This window comes from Streptomyces thioluteus (assembly GCF_039535865.1).
The window spans coordinates 1-16,433 of record NZ_BAAAXZ010000134.1; the positions used below are offsets into that span (position 1 = coordinate 1).

Consider the following 16,433-nt stretch of genomic DNA (forward strand, 5'->3'; position numbering starts at 1 on the left):
CCCCGCGCGGCAGCGGCGGCGGCTACCGGCGGCTCGGCGACGGCCCCGGCTGGCCCCGCGTCGTCCGGACCGACCTCGCCGACGCCCGGGACGGCCGCGACCGCCGCCGTACCACGATCGCCTCGTTCGTGCAGTTCACCGACCTCCATCTGACCGACGTCCAGCACCCCCTGCGCTACGAGTTCTTCCGGGCCGGCGGCGAGGGGGCCTGGCGGCCGCACGAGGCGCTGACCCTGCCCGGCGTCGTCTCCCTCGTCGAGCGCGTCAACAGGCTCCGCCGCGGCCCGGCCACCGGCAGCCCGCTGAAGTTCGTCATCACCACCGGCGACAACGGCGACGAGAACGCGAAGATCGAGGCCGAGTGGTTCCTCACCGCTCTCAGCGGCGGCCGCATGGACCCCAACACCGGTGACCCGCGCCGCTACGAGGGCGTCCAGAACAGCGGCCTGAAGCTCTACTGGCACCCCGACAGCTCCCTGCGCGACCAGGACAAGGCCCTCGGCTACCCGCGCATCGACGGCTACCTCGCCGCCGCCATGCGCCGCGTCAACAGCCCCGGCCTGAACATCCCCTGGTACTCCACCTTCGGCAACCACGACCTGCTGTCGGGCGGCTGCTACCCCGCCGCCGGGTCCTTCATCCACGACGTCGCCGTGGGCGGCAAGAAGCTCTACACCGTCTCCGCCGACGAGGCCAAGTGGCTCATGGACGGCGAGGCGCACGGGCGTCGACCCCAAGGGCAAGCGCATAGAGGAGCTGCTCCGCAAGCACAAGAAGGAGCTGCGCAGCGTCACTCCGGACCCGCGTCGCGCCCCGCTGACGCAGCGTCAGTACGTGGCGATGCACCTCGACCGGAGGTTCACCGGGCGCGGCCCCGTCGGCCACGGCTACACCAAGGACAATCTCGACTCGGGCCGCCTCTACTACAGCTTCCGCGTCTCGGACCGCGTCGTCGGCATCAGCCTCGACTCCACCGACCCCGGCGGCCACTACCAGGGCTCCCTCGGCACCGCCCAGCTCGACTGGCTCGACCGCACCCTCGCGGCCCACCGGGACGACTACGCCCTCGTCTTCAGCCACCACCCGAGCTGGAGCATGGACAACTTCACCCCCGACCCGAACCGGCCGGACGAGAAGCGCCACGGCGGCGACGAGATCATCGCCCTGCTCAGGCGCCACCCCAACGTCCTGGCCTGGATCAACGGCCACAGCCACCGCAACCGCATCCGCCCGCGCGGCACGTTCTGGGAGATCGCCACGGCCTCCCACGTGGACTACCCGCAGCTGGCGCGCGTCATCGAGATCACCGACAACCGCGACGGCACGGTCTCCCTCCACACGACCCTGATCGAGTCGGCGGCCCCGCACCGCACCGACTACCACGACCTATCGCAGACCGGACTGGCCTCGCTGTACCGGGAGTTGGCCTTCAACGCACCGGGGAAGGACGGGTCGCTGGTGGGGGACGCGAAGGACCGAAACACGGAGTTGCTGCTGAAGCGGTGACTCCTCGGCGGCCGGGGGCCGGCCTTCCGTGCGTACCGCACCCGGAGGCCGGCCCTGTCGTGCGGGGACGCCCCCGGCCGCAAGGTGACACAGTCGGGCCGGGCACCCGTGGAGTTCGTGCGGGCCCGCGCCTCCGGGTGCCGGCGAGAAGGCGCGATCCGGTCGGCGGGACGGACGTTCGGCCGGTCGCAGCCGTACGGCGTTCTGCGCCCTCCGCTTTGCCCGACGGCGGCCTTCGCTTTTCCGGTACTTGAATCATTCTGTGATTCCACTTATGCGTGAATAGTGAACTCCGTTTACCGGTAATGGGGTTGCGGAGCGTTTCGGAGCGTCCCATTCCGGTGGTGGGGAACGATCAGGCCGTGGGCCGCGGGACGGTTACGTTCTCCGGGGAACAGCTTCGGCCACATCGGCGGGCTGAAGGGGGGAAGCGGTGAACCGCACAGCTGCACGCATGGATGCGACAGTATCCGTAGTCGGCGCCGCCGAGCCGGCTCGCGGGGCGTGGCACCCGGAGCGGAAGCGCTCCGGCTTATAACCGGGCGTGGCCGTCAAGCCGCCCGGAATGTCATTGCCCTGTGCGAACTCGCAGTAATTCACGCTGTGGTGATGCCTCACGGCCCTGCGCGCGTTCGCCGCCTGCACACATCACGTCGCCCGGTGCGACGTCAGAGGGGTTTCGGAAACCACCATGCACAAGAGACATCTCGCCTCCGCGCGCGTCCGGAGGATCGTCACACGCGGTCTCGTGACCACCACCGCGCTCGCCGCCGTGACCGGCGTCGTCGCGCAGGACGCCGCCGTCGCCGCGCCGACGGGGGCCGTGGCCCAGTCGGACGGCATCGGCACCGACGGCGATCAGCGCATCGCGGCGGCCGCCATCATCGACTTCTTCCCGAGCGCGGCGAACCTGCAGCTCAGCGACTACGACTACATCCGCCTGCTGTGGCAGAAGGCCGGGGAGTCGGGCGAGAAGTGGACCGCGGTGCGCACGGCTGCGGAGGCGACCATGGCCAGTTCCTCCGCCGAGGACCATGTGCGGTTCATCGTCACGGGCATCGCCGAGGCCGGAAAGGCCGACAAGAAGCGGCAGGACGACAAGGCCGAAGCCGATCGCGCGGCGCGCCTCGCCAAGTCCCAGGTGCTGGTGGCTGTCGGCATTCCGAGCACCCCGGAGCTCCTGGGGCTGAGCGACGACAATTTCATCCGCGCCGTCATCAAGCACGCGGCCGCGGGGCCGGAGGTCCAGAAGGCGGGTGCCAAGGCGCTCGCCGGGGACGCGGCCGACTGGCGGGAGTTCATCGTCAACGGCGCCCGGGAGGCGCAGCGCCGCGACAAGGACAACGAGCTCAAGGAGCTGGAGGAGAAGAACCGCAAGGAGGCGGAGCGGCGCGGGAGTTGGCCGCGCGGACGAACGTCGCGGCGCTCTTCCGCATGACGCCGACCGAGGCGATGCTCGCCCTGGGCGACGACAACTTCATCCGGGAGCTGCTGCGTACGGCCCCCGAAGACCTGCGGGGCAGCGAGCTCTACGCGGCCGCCCAGCGCGCGGTGCTCAGCTCCGACCCGGCGGTCTGGAAGAAGTTCATCCACTCCGACGCCGAGGAGGCGTACAAGCGCGACGACGAGGCGCGGCGCAAGAAGCTCGCGGAGAAGAACCGCGGTGAGGCCCGGAAGATCATGGCCCTGGCCGAGAAGGGCGGGATGAACCCGGGCCTGGTGGCGGCGGCGCAGAAGGCGCTGGCGGGCAGCGACGAGGACGTCACCCAGTTCCTCAAGGAGGACAGTCTGTACCGGGCGCGGCGGCAGTCGATCCGGCAGAGCGTCGGCCAGCAGGCCGGTTGGTACATCCGCGCATCCGCAGCGGACGGTGACCTGGGCTACATCGGCCCCCATGGACGCCAAGCGCAAACAGGCCGAGCGCGAGGAGGCCACCTGGGTCGTCGTGCCCGCGCTCGCCAGCCCCGGCTGCTTCTCCTTCGAGTCGGTGCGTCAGCAGGGTTACTACCTGAGGAAGGAGCACAACGGCGCAGGGGTGCGGGTATCCGCCGACGACGGCACCGCGGAATTCCGGGAGGACGCGACCTGGTGCCCCCGCAGTGGCCGCGCCGGGACCGGGACCTCATTCGAGGCGGCGAGCGGTTGGGCCTGGCTGGAACACAACAGGGGCGAGCTCTGGGTGAGTTTACCCCCCTGATCAGAGCGGCGAGTTCGACCGGCGGGCCACCTGGACGGTCGCTCCCCCTCTCGCACCGTGACGCTCCCGTCCGCCGAGTTCACTCCTCAGAGAAGAACGGATCCCAGCATGTTCCGGATCATGCGAGCCGCGCTGGCCGGCGTCGCCGGCGTCACCGCGCTGGCCGGCGTCGCGACCACCGCGTACGCAGCCCCCGCCGACACCTCCTCCTTCGTACGCCTGCGGGCGGAGCACAGCGACAAATGCCTCACCATCGAGAACGCCCGCATCAGTGATGGGGCGTACGCGGTGCAGCAGACCTGTGCCGACGACCTGGACAACCAGCTCTTCGAGCTGCGGGCCGCCGGCGGGGGGACGATCTCGGTATGGGCCAAGCACAGCGGTCGCTGTATCGGTGCCGGGCCGAACACCAACATGGATGTCGAGCAGATGTGGTGCCCCGACAACTCCAGCCAGCGCTGGCGGGTGATGCTCGTCGAGGTCGCCAAGGGCTTGTACGAACTGCGCCCCGCGGGGGAGGGCAGCTTCTCGGACTCCTGCCTGACCATCCCCGGTGTCGGCCGCGACGACGGAGTGAGGGCGTCACTCCTGAGGTGCGTCGGAGCACCCTCCCAGCGCTGGCGCATGCAGCCGGCCGCGTCCTGAAGCCCACTGTCGAGTAGAAACGGATTTCACGATGGCACGGATCACCCGAGCCGCGCTGGCTCTCGGCGCCGGTCTGGTCGCACTGGCCGGAAGCCTGACCACCGTACAGGCGCAAGGGGTTGGCTCCGCCCCTGTCGCCGCCGCGGGAGAAAACAGTGGTGATGCTCGAAGCGGGGGACAGCGATAGGTGCTTGGCCGCCGGCAAGAAGAACGGGTCCCGAGCGGGGATGGACTTCTGCACCACTGACTGGGACACCGGGCTGTGGCGGGTGATTCCCGTCGACAACTCCTCGTTCGAGTTCCGGGCGGTGCCCACCGACAAGTGCCTCGAGGTGGAGAACAGCGGCACCCAGGCCGGTGCCGCCGTCCAGGTCTGGGACTGCACCGGGGGCAAGCAGATGCGCTGGCAGATGGACCTCGTCGATCCCGCCCGGCAGCTCTACCAGTTGCGTCCCACCCATACCGAAGGCCGCTGCCTGGACATAGTCAACGGCAACGTGGAGCTCGGAGCGCGGGCGCAGTCGTGGTCCTGCAACCAGACCAACGCCCAGCTGTGGAGGATCAGGCCGGTCGAGCGGCCGGCGTCGTGAACCGACGGAAATGGGTCGTACCCGCGCTGACCGGTGCCCTGCTGGCGTGTGGCGCGCCGGCCGGGGCGGTCCCCGCCCGAGCCGGTTCCCCCGGTTTCGGCCGTCGTCACCGCTGACGGGTCCGCGTCGGTTCTCCTCTCCGCCGCCGCGGCCGAGGACGCCCGCAACCGGGTTCGCAAGATGGCCATGTCGTCCCTCCCGGACGAGATCCGCAGCTCCGCCTGGCTCGCCCTGCGCAGCAGCCGTGGTGACGCCGCGATCGCCGAATGGCTCGCGCCCGGCGGCGGATTCCAGAAGGCCCTGCAGCGGATGCGTACCACCCAGAGCGTGAACCGGACGTTCTGCGAACGGGTGGTGCGCACCCACTCCGTCTCGTTCTCCCCCGAGGTGCACGCCGCGGCCGAGCGCGCCGTCGCGGGAACGCCCGTCGACCAGGCCGCGTTCGCCAGGTCCGGCTACGACGTGGCCCTGAAGCGCGACCGGGCGGCCCGGGAGGCCGACGAGAGGCGGAAGGCCGAAGTGACGGCGAAGGACCGCGACTTCGTCCGCGCCGTCGCGGAGCACGACCCGGGTGAGCAGGTGCGGGTCGCCGCGCAGTGGGCGCTGCGGTCCGGAGCCGGTGACGCGGACGTGGCGGAGTTCTTCGGCTATGGGTGGGCGACCGGCGCGACGCTCGACCTCGAGGGCTACCGGATGCGCATCGCGGAGGCGGAAGTGGCGCGGCATCACGCCCTATCCCTCCTTCTCGAAAAGGCGGCCGCCGCCGAAGAGGCCCTCAGGACGGCGGCCGACAAGGCCAAGGCCCGTACCGAGGCCGAACGTGCCTGGGAGGAAGTGGCCGAGCACGCCGACGCCGCGCGCAAGGCGTGGTTGGCCGAGCGGGACACGGCCATGGCGCAGGCGGAGAACTGGCGGAACATCGCCAAGGCGTCCAAGGACTCGGCCGACCGGCTCTGGAAGAACATCGGCGACTCCGCCACGGCCAACCAGGACTCCTGGGCCGGGGAACAGACGGAGGCGGCCGGTACGGCCGGGCTTCTGGAAGGACATGTTCGACCGGGCTCAGGACAGCGAGAACCGCGTGAAGGGCTGACCTCGCCCCGCGTTGCCTCGCTTCAACTCCACGACCCCTGCCCGCGCCGAAGGGCAGGGGCCTTTTTCTTTCTCTTTCATCAGGAGGGTTTCCGTGATGGGTGGATTCCGGCCGAGAGCCGGAAGGCCGCGCGGTGATGTGATCCGCGTGGCGAGAACGGTGGTGTCCACGGCCGTCGCCGTTGCGCTGCTGGGCGGACTGACAGGGCAAGCGGCCGGTGCGCCGGAGAGGCCGGAGCGTCTCTCCAGGTTCGCCCCGGTCGTCCCCGCGGCCGCTCCGGCGCCTCGTGCGCAGACCGCGTTCGAGCGCGGCGCCGATGACAGCGACCGGCAACTTGTCGAGGTCATTGCCGAGTTCGACGAGGACGAGGAGGTCAAGGCCGCAGCGAAGAAGGCGCTGGAGAGCAGCGACCCGAACGCGGTCCGGGAGTTCCTGGAGCACGGCGAGGCCGAGGCTCGCAAACGCTCCCAGGAGAAGAAGGACGCCGCCGACGCCGGGAACCGCCGCAAGATCGAGGCGATGCGTGGGACCGGCGGCCCGTACTTCGAGCAGGAAGTGGACCGGGTCCTCAAGGGCTCGGCGCGCGACCCGCGCCGACTTCCTGGCGTTCGGCGCGGAGATAGCCCGGCAGCGGGACAAGAAGACCGACGAGACCGACAAGAAGCAGGCGGCGGAGAACCGCAAACGCGTCGAGATGCTCGTCGCCGCCGGCGGCCCGGAGGTCAAGAAGGCCGCCCAGGCGGCGCTGGCCACGGGCGACGACAAGGCGATCGCGGAGTTCCTGGAGAAGGGCTACCAGGAGGCCGCGAAGAAGGACGCCGAGGCCCGCGAGGCCCATGAGAAAGCCGAGAAGGAGGCACGGGAGGCCGCCGAGAAGCTCAAGGAACTGGCGGAGAAGTCCGCCCGCGCTGCCGAGGCCCGGACCAAGCTGATCGCGGCCCACGGCGACGCCGTCAAGGCGCTCAAGAACGCGTCCAACGCGATGAGTTCGGCCGCAGCGGCGTCACGGCGGGCGGACCGGATGCTGGCCGCGGACCGGGCCGGCAAGCGGCTGTCCGACTACGACCAGGTCAAGGCCGAGGTCGCCCGCCAGGTCGGCAACGCGAACGACGCGGCCAAGGCGGCCGAGGTCGCCGCGCGGCAGGCCAAGGCGCAGGCCGACGTGCTCGTCGAGACGGGGCTGACGCACGGCGTGCAGTGGGCCGAGGTCGCCGCGGGCATCAAGGCGGCGGCCGACGCGGCCGTCAAGGCGAGCGAGACCGCGCAGCACGCGGTGGACGCCACGGCGGCCGACGCGGCGGGGCTGAACGCCAAGAACGCGACCGAGCTCCACGAGGAACAGGCCAAGCAGTGGCGGGCCAACGCCGAGGAACACGCCCGCGCAGCCGGCAGGTTGGCCGACGCCGCCGCCAGGCAGGCGAAGGTGGCGGCCGACGCGGCCGCCCGGGGCAAGCAGGCCCGTGTCGACGCCGAGAAGGCGGAGGCCGCGGCCTGGGACCACGCCCGCAAGACCCGTGAGGCGCGGGCCGAGGCGCAGCGGCAGGCGAAGATCGCCGCCGAGCAGCGGGCGATCGCCGAGCACGAGCGCGCCCTCGCCGCCGAGGCCCGGGCCCGGGCCGAGCGCGAACGGGACAACGCGGCGGCGGCGAAGGCACGCGCCGAGGCCGAGGCCCGGATCGCGTCCGCGAAGCGCGCGGAGGCGCAGGCGGCCGCGGCCGACGCGGCCGAGAAACGCGCCTGGGCCGCGCAGATGGAAGGCAAGGCCGCGACCGCGGACGAACGGGCGCGCGGCGACGAGACGAAGGCCCGCGAGGCCCGCGACAAGGCGTACGAGGCCGAGCGCGAGCACCGTGCGGAGGAGGCCCGGGCCAAGGCGGCCGAGGCCATGGAGGCCGCGACCCAGGGCACCGAGGACGCGGCCCTGACCCGTTCCTACGCGCTCGCGGCCCGCGCCGACGCCAAGGCGGCGGCCGAGGCGGCCGGGCGGGCGCGCGGTGCCGCCGACGAGGCGAGCGGTGCCGCGACACGATCCCGCTCGGCGGCCATCGAGGCCGCGGGCGCCGCCGCCCGCTCCCGGGCCGCGGCGGCCGAGGCCGGTGCACACGCCGCGCGGGCCGACGAAGCGGCCAACAAGGCGGAGGCAGCCGCTTCCGCCGCCAACGCGGCGGCGAACAAGGCCCGGTCCGAGGCGTCCGCCACCCATGCGGCCGCGCAGCGGGCCGACGCGAAGGCCGCCGAGGCCACGGCCCAGGAGGCCCGCGCGGGCCTCGCCGCCCACGAGGCGGCGCGCCTCGCCGGACTGGCGGCGACCGAGGCGAGCGGCGCCCTCCAGGCGGCGAACCGCACCAGGGACGAGGCCGCCGGGGCGACCCGCGAGGCGGCCATGGCGCAGATCCAGGCCACCGTCGCCGTCCAGGCGTCGGCCGCCGCACGGTCCACCGCGGCCGGGATCGCCGATCCCGCCAACGAGGCCATCGAGTTGACCGCACCCTTCGCGGGCAAGGACGTCGACGCCGACTTCGCGGCCGAAGTGGCGCGCGCTGCCCAGGACATGGGGGAGAAGGAGGTCGCCTCCGCCGAGGCGATGGCCGCCGAGGCGGTCAGGGCCGCGGAGGCGGCGGAGGCTTCGGCGCAGCGGGCCAATGCCCAGGTGGCCCCCGCGTTCAAGGCGGCCGCCGACGCGGCGCGTTCGTCCGCGGCCGCGGCCCGTTCCTCGGCCGCGGCCATGAAGTCCGCCGCGCAGGCGGCGGAGGAGGGCGCCAAGGCACGGGCCGCCGCGGCCCGGGCCAAGGACGCCGACGCCCAGGCCCAGGCCGACGCCCGGGACGCCCGCGAGGCCGCCGACCGCGCCTACGCGGACGCCTCGGCGGCCCGTACGGCGGCCACGCAGGCCGAAGCCGAGGCGGAACGGGCCCGTGGCGCCGCCGCGGAGGCCGAGAACCAGGCCGCCGCGGCCAGCAGCGCCGCCACGCTGGCCGAGAAGGAGGCGGCCACCGCCGAGGCCGCCGCGACCCAGGCGGCGAAGGACGCCGAGGACGCGAAGAAGCTGGCGGACTCGGCGGAGGAGCACGCCAAGTCGGCGGAGGAGGCGTCCAAGAACGCGGACAAATACGCGAAGGAGGCCGACGAGGCGGCCAAGAAGGCGGAGGAGTACCAGCGCCAACAGGAGAGCGATGCTCGCGCGGAGGCCGCCCAGAAGGCCGAGGAACAGGAGGAGTTCGACAAGGGCACGGACCTGGACCAGGCGCTCAAGGAGAACGGGCTGACTCCTGAGGAGTACGAGGACATCAAGGGCCTCTCCACGAAGGACCTCTTCGACTACCTCAAGGAGAACGGCGCCGAGCTCCTCATCGAGCTCTTCGCCGAGGACATCAAGGAGTGCATCGACACCGGAGATATCCCGACCTGCATCTGGGCCGTGGTCCAGAACGCCGGCCCGCTCAAGCTGGCCAAGATCGGCGGGAAGCTCCCGAAGATGGCGAAGGTCGTCTGGGGCATCAACAAGTTCCTCGACAAGACCGCCGCGGCACGGAAGAAGTTCAAAAAGGTCGAGAAATCCCTGGAGAAGATCCGGGAATGGATTCCCGACTGCGATGACGACAAGTCCGGCCGGGACAAGACGAAGCCCAAGGCACCGAAGACGCTCCGACATGCCGCGTACCATGCGATGGCGGCGGCGTCGCCGACTCCGCCGGTCCTGCCGCCCTTCTGCGCCGACGGCACCGTCCGTAAGGAGATCATCGCCGAGACGCAGGCCACTGCCGTGGCCAATGCCGACATCGTGGCCCACAAGCGGAAGTCGAGTCTCGTCAGCAAGTTCACGATCAACCTGGAGGACACGATGGCGACCGGCCGCGAGTTCCTCGGTGAGGGCGCGCGTGACGTGAGCAAGGGAAGGGGTGTCTTCCGTAGCGCCGACGGCCGCCGAGGAATGCGCGTCGACCCCGCCTCCCTGGTGGGTGGCCACTGGCCCGACATACCGCACGTGCACTTCGAGATATTCGACGCGGCCGGAAAGCCCTTGGCCAACAACCACGTACCACTCGCACCGATCGGCAAATGATGGACATCGAACTGGAACGGCACGGGCGCATTCTGTCGGGCTTCTACGAGGGTTACTTCGTGAAGCTCCACGACGACTCCGACGTCACGGGCGGGTACTACGTCTACCTTGTCGACGACCTGTCCGAGCCGACGGACGGAGGCGACTACTGGATGGCGGACCGGACGGAGCTCGAATCCTTCGTGGAGTCCTCCCAATGGGAGATCGAATGGCTCGACTGACCCGCTGACACAAGGCCCTTGACGGGCCGGAACCCGGCACCGTGCCTCCGCCCGAGGCGCGGTGCCGCTTCGTTTCCGGGTCTGTGAAGGGTTCGCGCGCCCCTCACCGCGGCAGCACCACCACATAAGCCCCCGGCGCCCGCTCCGCCGACGCCGCCAGTACCGAGCGCACGACATCCGCCAGCCGCTCCGGCGACTCCCGCAGCTGGCGCGGGGTCACGGCCAGCACCGCCAGGCCGAGCTGCTCCAAGTGCTCGTGCTTGCGGGCGACTTCGTCGCGGACGAGGTCGTCGCGGCGGGTCCGGGCGCGGGTGTCGATCTCGACGACCACGCCGTGGTCCGGCCAGTAGGCGTCGACGGCGCCCAGCGACGGGCCGCCGGGCAGGAGGAGTTCGACGTTCCAGAGGGGGGAGGGCAGGGCGGCCTCGGAGACCGTGGCGTACAGGCGGTCCTCGGCGGCGGCGCGGCCCTCGGCGAGGAGGACGTCCATCACGGCGGCGACGGGGCCGCGGTCCAGCAGCCGGGCGCGGGTGAGTTCGCGGAGCAGGCGGGGCGCCTCGCAGTGGCCGAAGCGGACCGCCTCCGTCAGCAGGCGGCGGATCCGGTCCGGGTCGGTGAGCCCGGCGACGGCGTCGGCGACGGCGCGGGGGACGGGGGCGACCGGGACGCCGGTCAGCAGCCGCGGCCGGGGGACGGAGTGGGCGCGGACCGGGCGGACGAAGCCCGTCGCGCGCAGCCGGCGCGTGTGCGGGACGAGGACGTCGATGTGCTCCAGCCGCAGCAGCGGGGGAGCGCTGGTGAAGCGGTGCAGGGCCAGGGCCGCGAGGCCGGTGATCATCGCCTCGCCGTAGGGCGCCCCGTCGCGGCGCGCCGCCTGGGCCGGGATGCCCTGGGTGCGCGCCCGGGTGTACATCAGGGCGGCGTGCAGACGCTCCTCGCTGGTGGCGGGGCCGGTGTGGAGCAGGTAGACGCCGGGCAGGAGCTGCTGCCAGGGGCCGCCGGGCCGGCAGCGCTCGCCGGCCTCGGAGGCGGAGACGCCGTGCTCGCGCAGCCGGCGCGCGGTCATGACGCGGTGGCGGACGTCGGAGAGGTGGTGGAGCGGGCGGGGGGAGAGGGGGGCCTCGTGGTTCATGACCAGGGCCTTCCCACCCCGCGCCCGCACCTTAACCGCTGTTACGTACCCGTGGTCGAGTGCGGACAACCCCGTGGGGTTGTAAGGGAGTTACGCGGCCGCCGCGTCGCACTCCTGTGCGCGCAGGGCACGCGCGAGGTCGTCGCGCGCCTCCCGCACCAGGCGGCGCAGCGCCGGGGCCGCGTCCGGGTGCTCCGCGAGCCAGGCGTCGGTGAGGTCCAGCGTCCGCCGGTCGTCCTGGAGGATCGGGAACAGCCCGCGCACGACGGCCATGGCGATCTCGATCGACCGCTCGCTCCAGACGCGCTCCAGGGAGGCGAAGTAGGGCTCCACGAACGGCTCCAGGAGCTCCCGCTGCCCCGGCTGGTCGAAGCCGGCGACGGTGGCCTCGGTCAGGGCGTTGGACAGTACGTCGGAGTCGACGACCGTCGCCCAGGCCTCGGCCTTGACCTTGGGGTCGGGGCGGGAGGCGAGGCAGCGGACCTGGTGGCGGCGGCCGGACGCGGTGTCGTCGCGGGTCAGTTCGGCCTCGACGAGGGCCGCGTCGGCCGCGCCGCCCGCCGCGAGGGCGGCGAGCAGCGCCCAGCGCAGCTCCTGGTCGACCTCCAGCCCGTCGATCCGCGCGGTGCCGTCCAGCAGCCCGCGCAGCAGCTGGAAGTCGGCCTCGGTGACGGCCACTTGGGCCAGGAAGCGGGCCCATGCGAGCTGGTGGCCGCTGCCCGGCTCGGCCAGCCGCAGCTCGGCGAGCGCCGTGCGGGCGAGCCGCGCGGAGCCCTCCGCGCGCCAGGACGGCGTCGCGTAGTGGACGAGGGCGCCCCGCGCGCAGGTGTGCAGCATCTGGAGGACGCCGATGTCGCTCTCGGCCCCGGCGAAGCGCTCGACCAGGTCCAGGTAGTCGCGGGCGGGCATCAGCCCGTCGCGGGTGAGGTTCCACACGGCCGACCAGCACAGGGCGCGGGCGAGCGGGTCCGTCAGGTCGCCGAGGTGCGCGCGGAGGGTGGCCAGCGAGCCCTCGTCGAACCGGATCTTGCAGTACGTCAGGTCGTCGTCGTTGACGAGGATCAGCTCGGGCCGCTCCGCACCGGCCAGTCCGTCGACCACCGTGCGCGGCCCGGCGACGTCCACCTCGGCGCGCGCGTAGCGCACCAGCTCGGTGCCCTGCCGCCGGTAGAGGCCGACGGCCACCCGGTGCGGGCGCAGCTCGGGGTGCTCGGCGGGCGCCTCCTGGAGGACCGCCAGTTCCGTGATGCGGTCGTTGGCGTCGTAGGTCGGCTGCGGCGTCAGGGAGTTGACGCCGGCGGTCTGCAGCCAGGAGCGGGCCCAGGCGGACATGTCGCGGCCCGAGGTCTCCTCCAGCACGGACAGCAGGTCGGACAGGCGCGTGTTGCCGTAGGCGTGGCGCTTGAAGTAGCGGCGGGAGCCCTCCAGGAAGGCGTCGCGCCCGGCGTAGGCGACGAGCTGCTTGAGGACGGAGGCGCCCTTGGCGTAGGTGATGCCGTCGAAGTTGAGCTTGGCGTCCTCCAGGTCGTGGATGTCCGCCGTGACCGGGTGGGTGGAGGGCAGCTGGTCGGCCCGGTAGGCCCACGCCTTGCGCTGGTTGGCGAAGGTGACCCAGGCGTTGGTGTAGCGGGTGGCCTCGACCTGCGAGAAGGAGCCCATGAAGTCGGCGAACGACTCCTTGAGCCAGAGGTCGTCCCACCACTCCATGGTCACCAGGTCGCCGAACCACATGTGCGCCATCTCGTGCAGGATCACATTGGCCCGGCGCTCGTACGCCGAGCGCGTGACCTTGCCGCGGTAGACGAACTCCTCGCGGAAGGTCACACAGCCCGGGTTCTCCATCGCCCCGATGTTGTACTCCGGCACGAACGCCTGGTCGTACTTGCCGAAGGGGTACGGGTAGTCGAAGTGCTCGTGGAAGAAGTCGAGCCCTGCTTGGTGACGGTGAAGATCTCGTCGGCGTCGAAGTACCGGGCGAGGCCCTTGCGGCAGAACGCGCCCAGCGGGATCTCCAGGGCGGTGCCGTCGGGCAGTTCACGGCTGTAGTGGTCGCGGACGACGTGGTACGGGCCGGCGACGACGGCGGTGATGTACGTGCCGATGGGCTTGGTCGGTACGAAGCGGCGAATCGACGAGGGGACCGCCGAGGCGTCCACCGGCTCGTCCTCGCCGTCCTGCTCGCCGTTGCTGATCACGGTCCAGTCGGCCGGGGCCGTGACCGAGAAGGTGTAGGGGGCCTTGAGGTCCGGCTGCTCGAAGTTCGCGAACACCCGGCGGGCGTCGGCCGGCTCGTAGTGGGTGTAGAGGTAGACCTCGCCGTCCTCCGGGTCCACGAAGCGGTGCAGGCCCTCGCCCGTCCCGGCTCTGTACGCGCACCGCGCGTCCACGACCAGCTCGTTCTCGGCGGCCAGGCCGTCCAGGGCGATGCGCGTGCCGTCGAAGACGGCCGCCGGGTCCAGGGCGCGGCCGTTGAGCGTCACGGCCGTCACCGAGGGGGCGACCAGGTCGGCGAAGCACGACGCGCCGGGCTCGGCGCAGCGGAAGCGGACGGTGGAGACGGAGCGGAAGGTGCGGGGCCGTCACCGGTGTCCGGGCCGACCGCGGACCGCACGTCCAGGTGCACCTCGTAGCCGTCCACGGTCAGCAGTGCGGCCCGCTCCCGGGCCTCCTCACGGGTCAGGTTCTCACCGGGCACGGCAGGGCTCCCTCGGGATGTCAAAAGTCGGTGACTCTCGGATCATCAGGAATCATGGCATGCGCGTCTTGTTGAAAGTGTGAACACCTTGCCCCCACGCTCCGCACGGGAGAACCGCATGAGCACCACCCGCAGGACCGACGACGCGAAGACCCCCGCCGACTTCTGGTTCGACCCGATCTGCCCCTGGGCCTGGATCACCTCCCGCTGGATGCTGGAGGTGCAGAAGGTGCGCCCGGTGGAGGTGCGCTGGCACGTCATGAGCCTGGCCGTCCTCAACGAGCCCCGCATGGACGAGCTCCCCGAGGAGTACCGCGAGAAGATCGCGGACGCCTGGGGCCCGGTCCGGGTGTGCGTCGCGGCCGCCGCGGAGCACGGCGAGGAGGTGCTCGGCCGGCTCTACACCGCGCTCGGCACCCGCTTCCACGTCCAGGGCATGCCGCGCGAGCGCGCCACGATCGTCGAGGCCCTGAAGGAGGCCGGCCTGCCGGAGTCGCTGGCCGACGTGGCCGGCACCGAGGCGTACGACGCGGAGGTGCGCGCCTCCCACAGGCGGGCATCGACAAGGTCGGCGAGGACGTCGGCACCCCGGTGATCGCCGTCCCCGGCGAGAACGGGACCGAGGCCGAGGTCGCCTTCTTCGGGCCGGTGGTCACCCCGGCGCCCAAGGGCGAGGCCGCGGGCCGGCTGTGGGACGGGACGCTGCTGGTCGCCTCGACCCCCGGCTTCTTCGAGATCAAGCGCACGCGCACGCAGGACCCGATCTTCGACTGACGGCCCGGCGCGGCCTCGCGCGGCTCCGCGCCTAGGGGCGCGGTCCCGCGCGTACGGGTACGTCCCCCGGAAGGACCGCCGCCGGCGGGCGTCGGCGGCGGTCCTCGCCTAGGGTCCGAGACATGGGCCAGACCGATCTCTCCCGGCCCCTGGGCCGCGACGGCGGCTGGGCCGACGCCGAGCCGCCGTGCGGGAACGCCGCCTTCGCCGAGCTCCCCGTGCGCCCCTACGACTTCCTCACCCTCGCCGTGTGCCGTGCCCTGCCGCCGGTGTGGTCCCTGTGCCGGCTGCGTCACGCGGCGGCCATGATGCGGCACTACCTGCGGGCCGACGGGACGCCCGTCCGGATCGACGCCGAGGAGCTGCTCGCGCTCCCGGCCGTCCGCGCGGCCGCGGACGAGCAGCTGGCGCACTGGCGGGCGGAGGCCCTCGACCGCTGGCGCGCGGGCCCCCGGACGCCGGCCGCCTATCCCGCGGACAGCGGCTGGCGCGACGTCCTCATCACCCGTCGGATCAGCGCCGACTGGTGGCTGGCGCTGCGCTGCGCGGAGTTCCGGCTGACCGGCACGGTACGGGTGGACGGCGACGGCGCGGTGGCCGTCGACTACCGCTTCGCCCTGCACAAGGGCTGGAACTTCGACCGGGGCGGATCGGAACTGGGCGTTCCGTTCGCTCCGTTCGCCCGGCTCCACGAGACGGGCCTGGCCCGGGAGTTCGCCGTGACGGGCGAGGCGTTCGGGCACGCCTGAGGCGCGGTGATGGGAGCATGGGGAAGGCCCCCGCGCGAGTCGACCGCGCGGGGGCCCTCCGTGTGCCTGCCGCGTGACACGGGTGAGAAGACGATCACGAGCAGGCCGACTGCGGCGCCGCGGCTCAGGGGTTGAGCAGCAGCGCGTCGCCGCGCTCCTTGGCGGCGGTGTAACGCCGGGCCACGTCCTGCCAGTTGACGACCGCCCACATGGCCTCGATGAAGTCCACCTTCTGGTTCTTGTACTGAAGGTAGAAGGCGTGCTCCCAGGCGTCGAAGACCAGGATCGGGGTGGAACCCTGGCCGACGTTGCCCTGGTGGTCGTAGACCTGCTCGACGATCAGCTTGCCGCTGACCGGCTCGTAGGCGAGGACGCCCCAGCCGGAGCCCTGGGTGGTGGCCGAGGCCTTGGTCAGCTGGGCCTTGAACTTGGCGAAGGAGCCGAAGGACTCCGCGATCGCGTCGGCCAGCTCGCCCACGCCGTCCTTGTCCAGCGGCTCGCCGCCGCCGTCGCCGGTCATGTTCTGCCAGTAGATGCTGTGCAGGATGTGGCCGGAGAGGTGGAACGCGAGGTTCTTCTCCAGACCGTTGATCGAGCCCCACTGGTCCTTGTCGCGGGCCTCGGCGAGCTGCTCCAGCGTGTCGTTCGCACCCTTGACGTACGCCGCGTGGTGCTTGTCGTGGTGCAGCTCGATGATCTTCGCGTCGATGACGGGCTGGAGCGCCGCGTAGTCGTACGGAAGTTCAGGAAGTGTGTAGATGGCCATGC

11 protein-coding genes and 3 pseudogenes are annotated in these 16,433 nt (G+C 72.0%); 10 read left to right on the forward strand and 4 right to left on the reverse strand.

Annotation, left to right across the window (positions count from 1 at the left end):
* Both ABD794_RS17830 and ABD794_RS17835 read left to right on the forward strand, forming a co-directional pair.
* A pseudogene (locus ABD794_RS17830) lies at window positions 1-1,506 on the forward strand (TIGR03767 family metallophosphoesterase); the annotation flags it as partial.
* Between the two features lie 748 nt (window positions 1,507-2,254).
* Window positions 2,255-2,944 carry an ALF repeat-containing protein gene (locus tag ABD794_RS17835; RefSeq protein ID WP_344964546.1) on the forward strand — a complete coding sequence of 230 codons (690 nt, stop codon included), beginning with the start codon at window positions 2,255-2,257 and terminating at the stop codon, window positions 2,942-2,944.
* 91 nt (window positions 2,945-3,035) lie between these two features.
* Here the strand turns inward: ABD794_RS17835 and ABD794_RS17840 are convergent, their stop codons facing one another.
* Window positions 3,036-3,272, reverse strand: a complete 237-nt coding sequence (locus ABD794_RS17840; protein WP_344964548.1) for a hypothetical protein — start codon at window positions 3,270-3,272, stop codon at window positions 3,036-3,038.
* A 128-nt stretch (window positions 3,273-3,400) separates the two neighbouring features.
* On the opposite strand from ABD794_RS17840, the gene ABD794_RS17845 reads away from it, so the two are divergent.
* The 6 genes from ABD794_RS17845 to ABD794_RS17870 all read left to right on the forward strand — a co-directional run bounded on the left by ABD794_RS17845 (window position 3,401) and on the right by ABD794_RS17870 (window position 10,315).
* The gene (locus ABD794_RS17845) at window positions 3,401-3,703 is read left to right on the forward strand and encodes an AbfB domain-containing protein (protein WP_344964550.1); all 303 of its coding nucleotides are present in this window, start codon (window positions 3,401-3,403) and stop codon (window positions 3,701-3,703) included.
* 120 nt (window positions 3,704-3,823) lie between these two features.
* Window positions 3,824-4,348: an RICIN domain-containing protein gene (locus ABD794_RS17850; RefSeq protein ID WP_344964553.1), complete on the forward strand. Its 525-nt coding sequence runs from the start codon at window positions 3,824-3,826 to the stop codon at window positions 4,346-4,348.
* Between the two features lie 158 nt (window positions 4,349-4,506).
* Window positions 4,507-4,938, forward strand: coding sequence for an RICIN domain-containing protein (locus tag ABD794_RS17855; protein ID WP_344964573.1), 432 nt, complete (start codon window positions 4,507-4,509; stop codon window positions 4,936-4,938).
* Between the two features lie 33 nt (window positions 4,939-4,971).
* Window positions 4,972-6,168: a hypothetical protein gene (locus ABD794_RS17860; RefSeq protein ID WP_344964555.1), complete on the forward strand. Its 1,197-nt coding sequence runs from the start codon at window positions 4,972-4,974 to the stop codon at window positions 6,166-6,168.
* A gap of 10 nt (window positions 6,169-6,178) precedes the next feature.
* The gene (locus tag ABD794_RS17865) at window positions 6,179-6,871 is read left to right on the forward strand and encodes a hypothetical protein (protein WP_344964556.1); all 693 of its coding nucleotides are present in this window, start codon (window positions 6,179-6,181) and stop codon (window positions 6,869-6,871) included.
* A gap of 3,219 nt (window positions 6,872-10,090) precedes the next feature.
* A complete protein-coding gene (locus ABD794_RS17870) occupies window positions 10,091-10,315 on the forward strand; it encodes a hypothetical protein (RefSeq protein WP_344964558.1) in 225 nt (74 codons plus the stop codon).
* A gap of 103 nt (window positions 10,316-10,418) precedes the next feature.
* Here ABD794_RS17870 and ABD794_RS17875 read toward each other — a convergent pair whose 3' ends face one another.
* Together ABD794_RS17875 and pepN are read right to left on the reverse strand one after the other, a co-directional pair.
* A complete protein-coding gene (locus ABD794_RS17875) occupies window positions 10,419-11,447 on the reverse strand; it encodes a hypothetical protein (RefSeq protein ID WP_344964560.1) in 1,029 nt (342 codons plus the stop codon).
* Between the two features lie 90 nt (window positions 11,448-11,537).
* Window positions 11,538-14,142 (reverse strand): annotated as a pseudogene (pepN, locus tag ABD794_RS17880) (aminopeptidase N).
* A gap of 118 nt (window positions 14,143-14,260) precedes the next feature.
* Between pepN and ABD794_RS17885 the strand changes: the two are divergent.
* Window positions 14,261-14,916, forward strand: a pseudogene (locus tag ABD794_RS17885) (DsbA family oxidoreductase).
* 122 nt (window positions 14,917-15,038) lie between these two features.
* Window positions 15,039-15,665 (forward strand): hypothetical protein, encoded by a 627-nt coding sequence (locus ABD794_RS17890; protein ID WP_344964562.1) that lies wholly within the window; start codon window positions 15,039-15,041, stop codon window positions 15,663-15,665.
* A 124-nt stretch (window positions 15,666-15,789) separates the two neighbouring features.
* Here the strand turns inward: ABD794_RS17890 and ABD794_RS17895 are convergent, their stop codons facing one another.
* Complete coding sequence (locus tag ABD794_RS17895) at window positions 15,790-16,431, reverse strand: superoxide dismutase (RefSeq protein WP_344964564.1); 642 nt, start codon at window positions 16,429-16,431, stop codon at window positions 15,790-15,792.
* Window positions 16,432-16,433: the final 2 nt, after the last annotated feature.

What these genes read in the sequence shown, in the direction of transcription:
- ABD794_RS17845 (WP_344964550.1), top strand. Translation starts at nt 3,401, where the DNA reads ATGGACGCCAAGCGCAAACAGGCCGAGCGCGAGGAGGCCACCTGGGTC.
- ABD794_RS17850 (WP_344964553.1), top strand. Translation starts at nt 3,824, where the DNA reads ATGCGAGCCGCGCTGGCCGGCGTCGCCGGCGTCACCGCGCTGGCCGGC.
- ABD794_RS17870 (WP_344964558.1), top strand. Translation starts at nt 10,091, where the DNA reads ATGATGGACATCGAACTGGAACGGCACGGGCGCATTCTGTCGGGCTTC.
- ABD794_RS17875 (WP_344964560.1), bottom strand. Translation starts at nt 11,447, where the DNA reads ATGAACCACGAGGCCCCCCTCTCCCCCCGCCCGCTCCACCACCTCTCC.
- ABD794_RS17890 (WP_344964562.1), top strand. Translation starts at nt 15,039, where the DNA reads ATGGGCCAGACCGATCTCTCCCGGCCCCTGGGCCGCGACGGCGGCTGG.
- ABD794_RS17895 (WP_344964564.1), bottom strand. Translation starts at nt 16,431, where the DNA reads ATGGCCATCTACACACTTCCTGAACTTCCGTACGACTACGCGGCGCTC.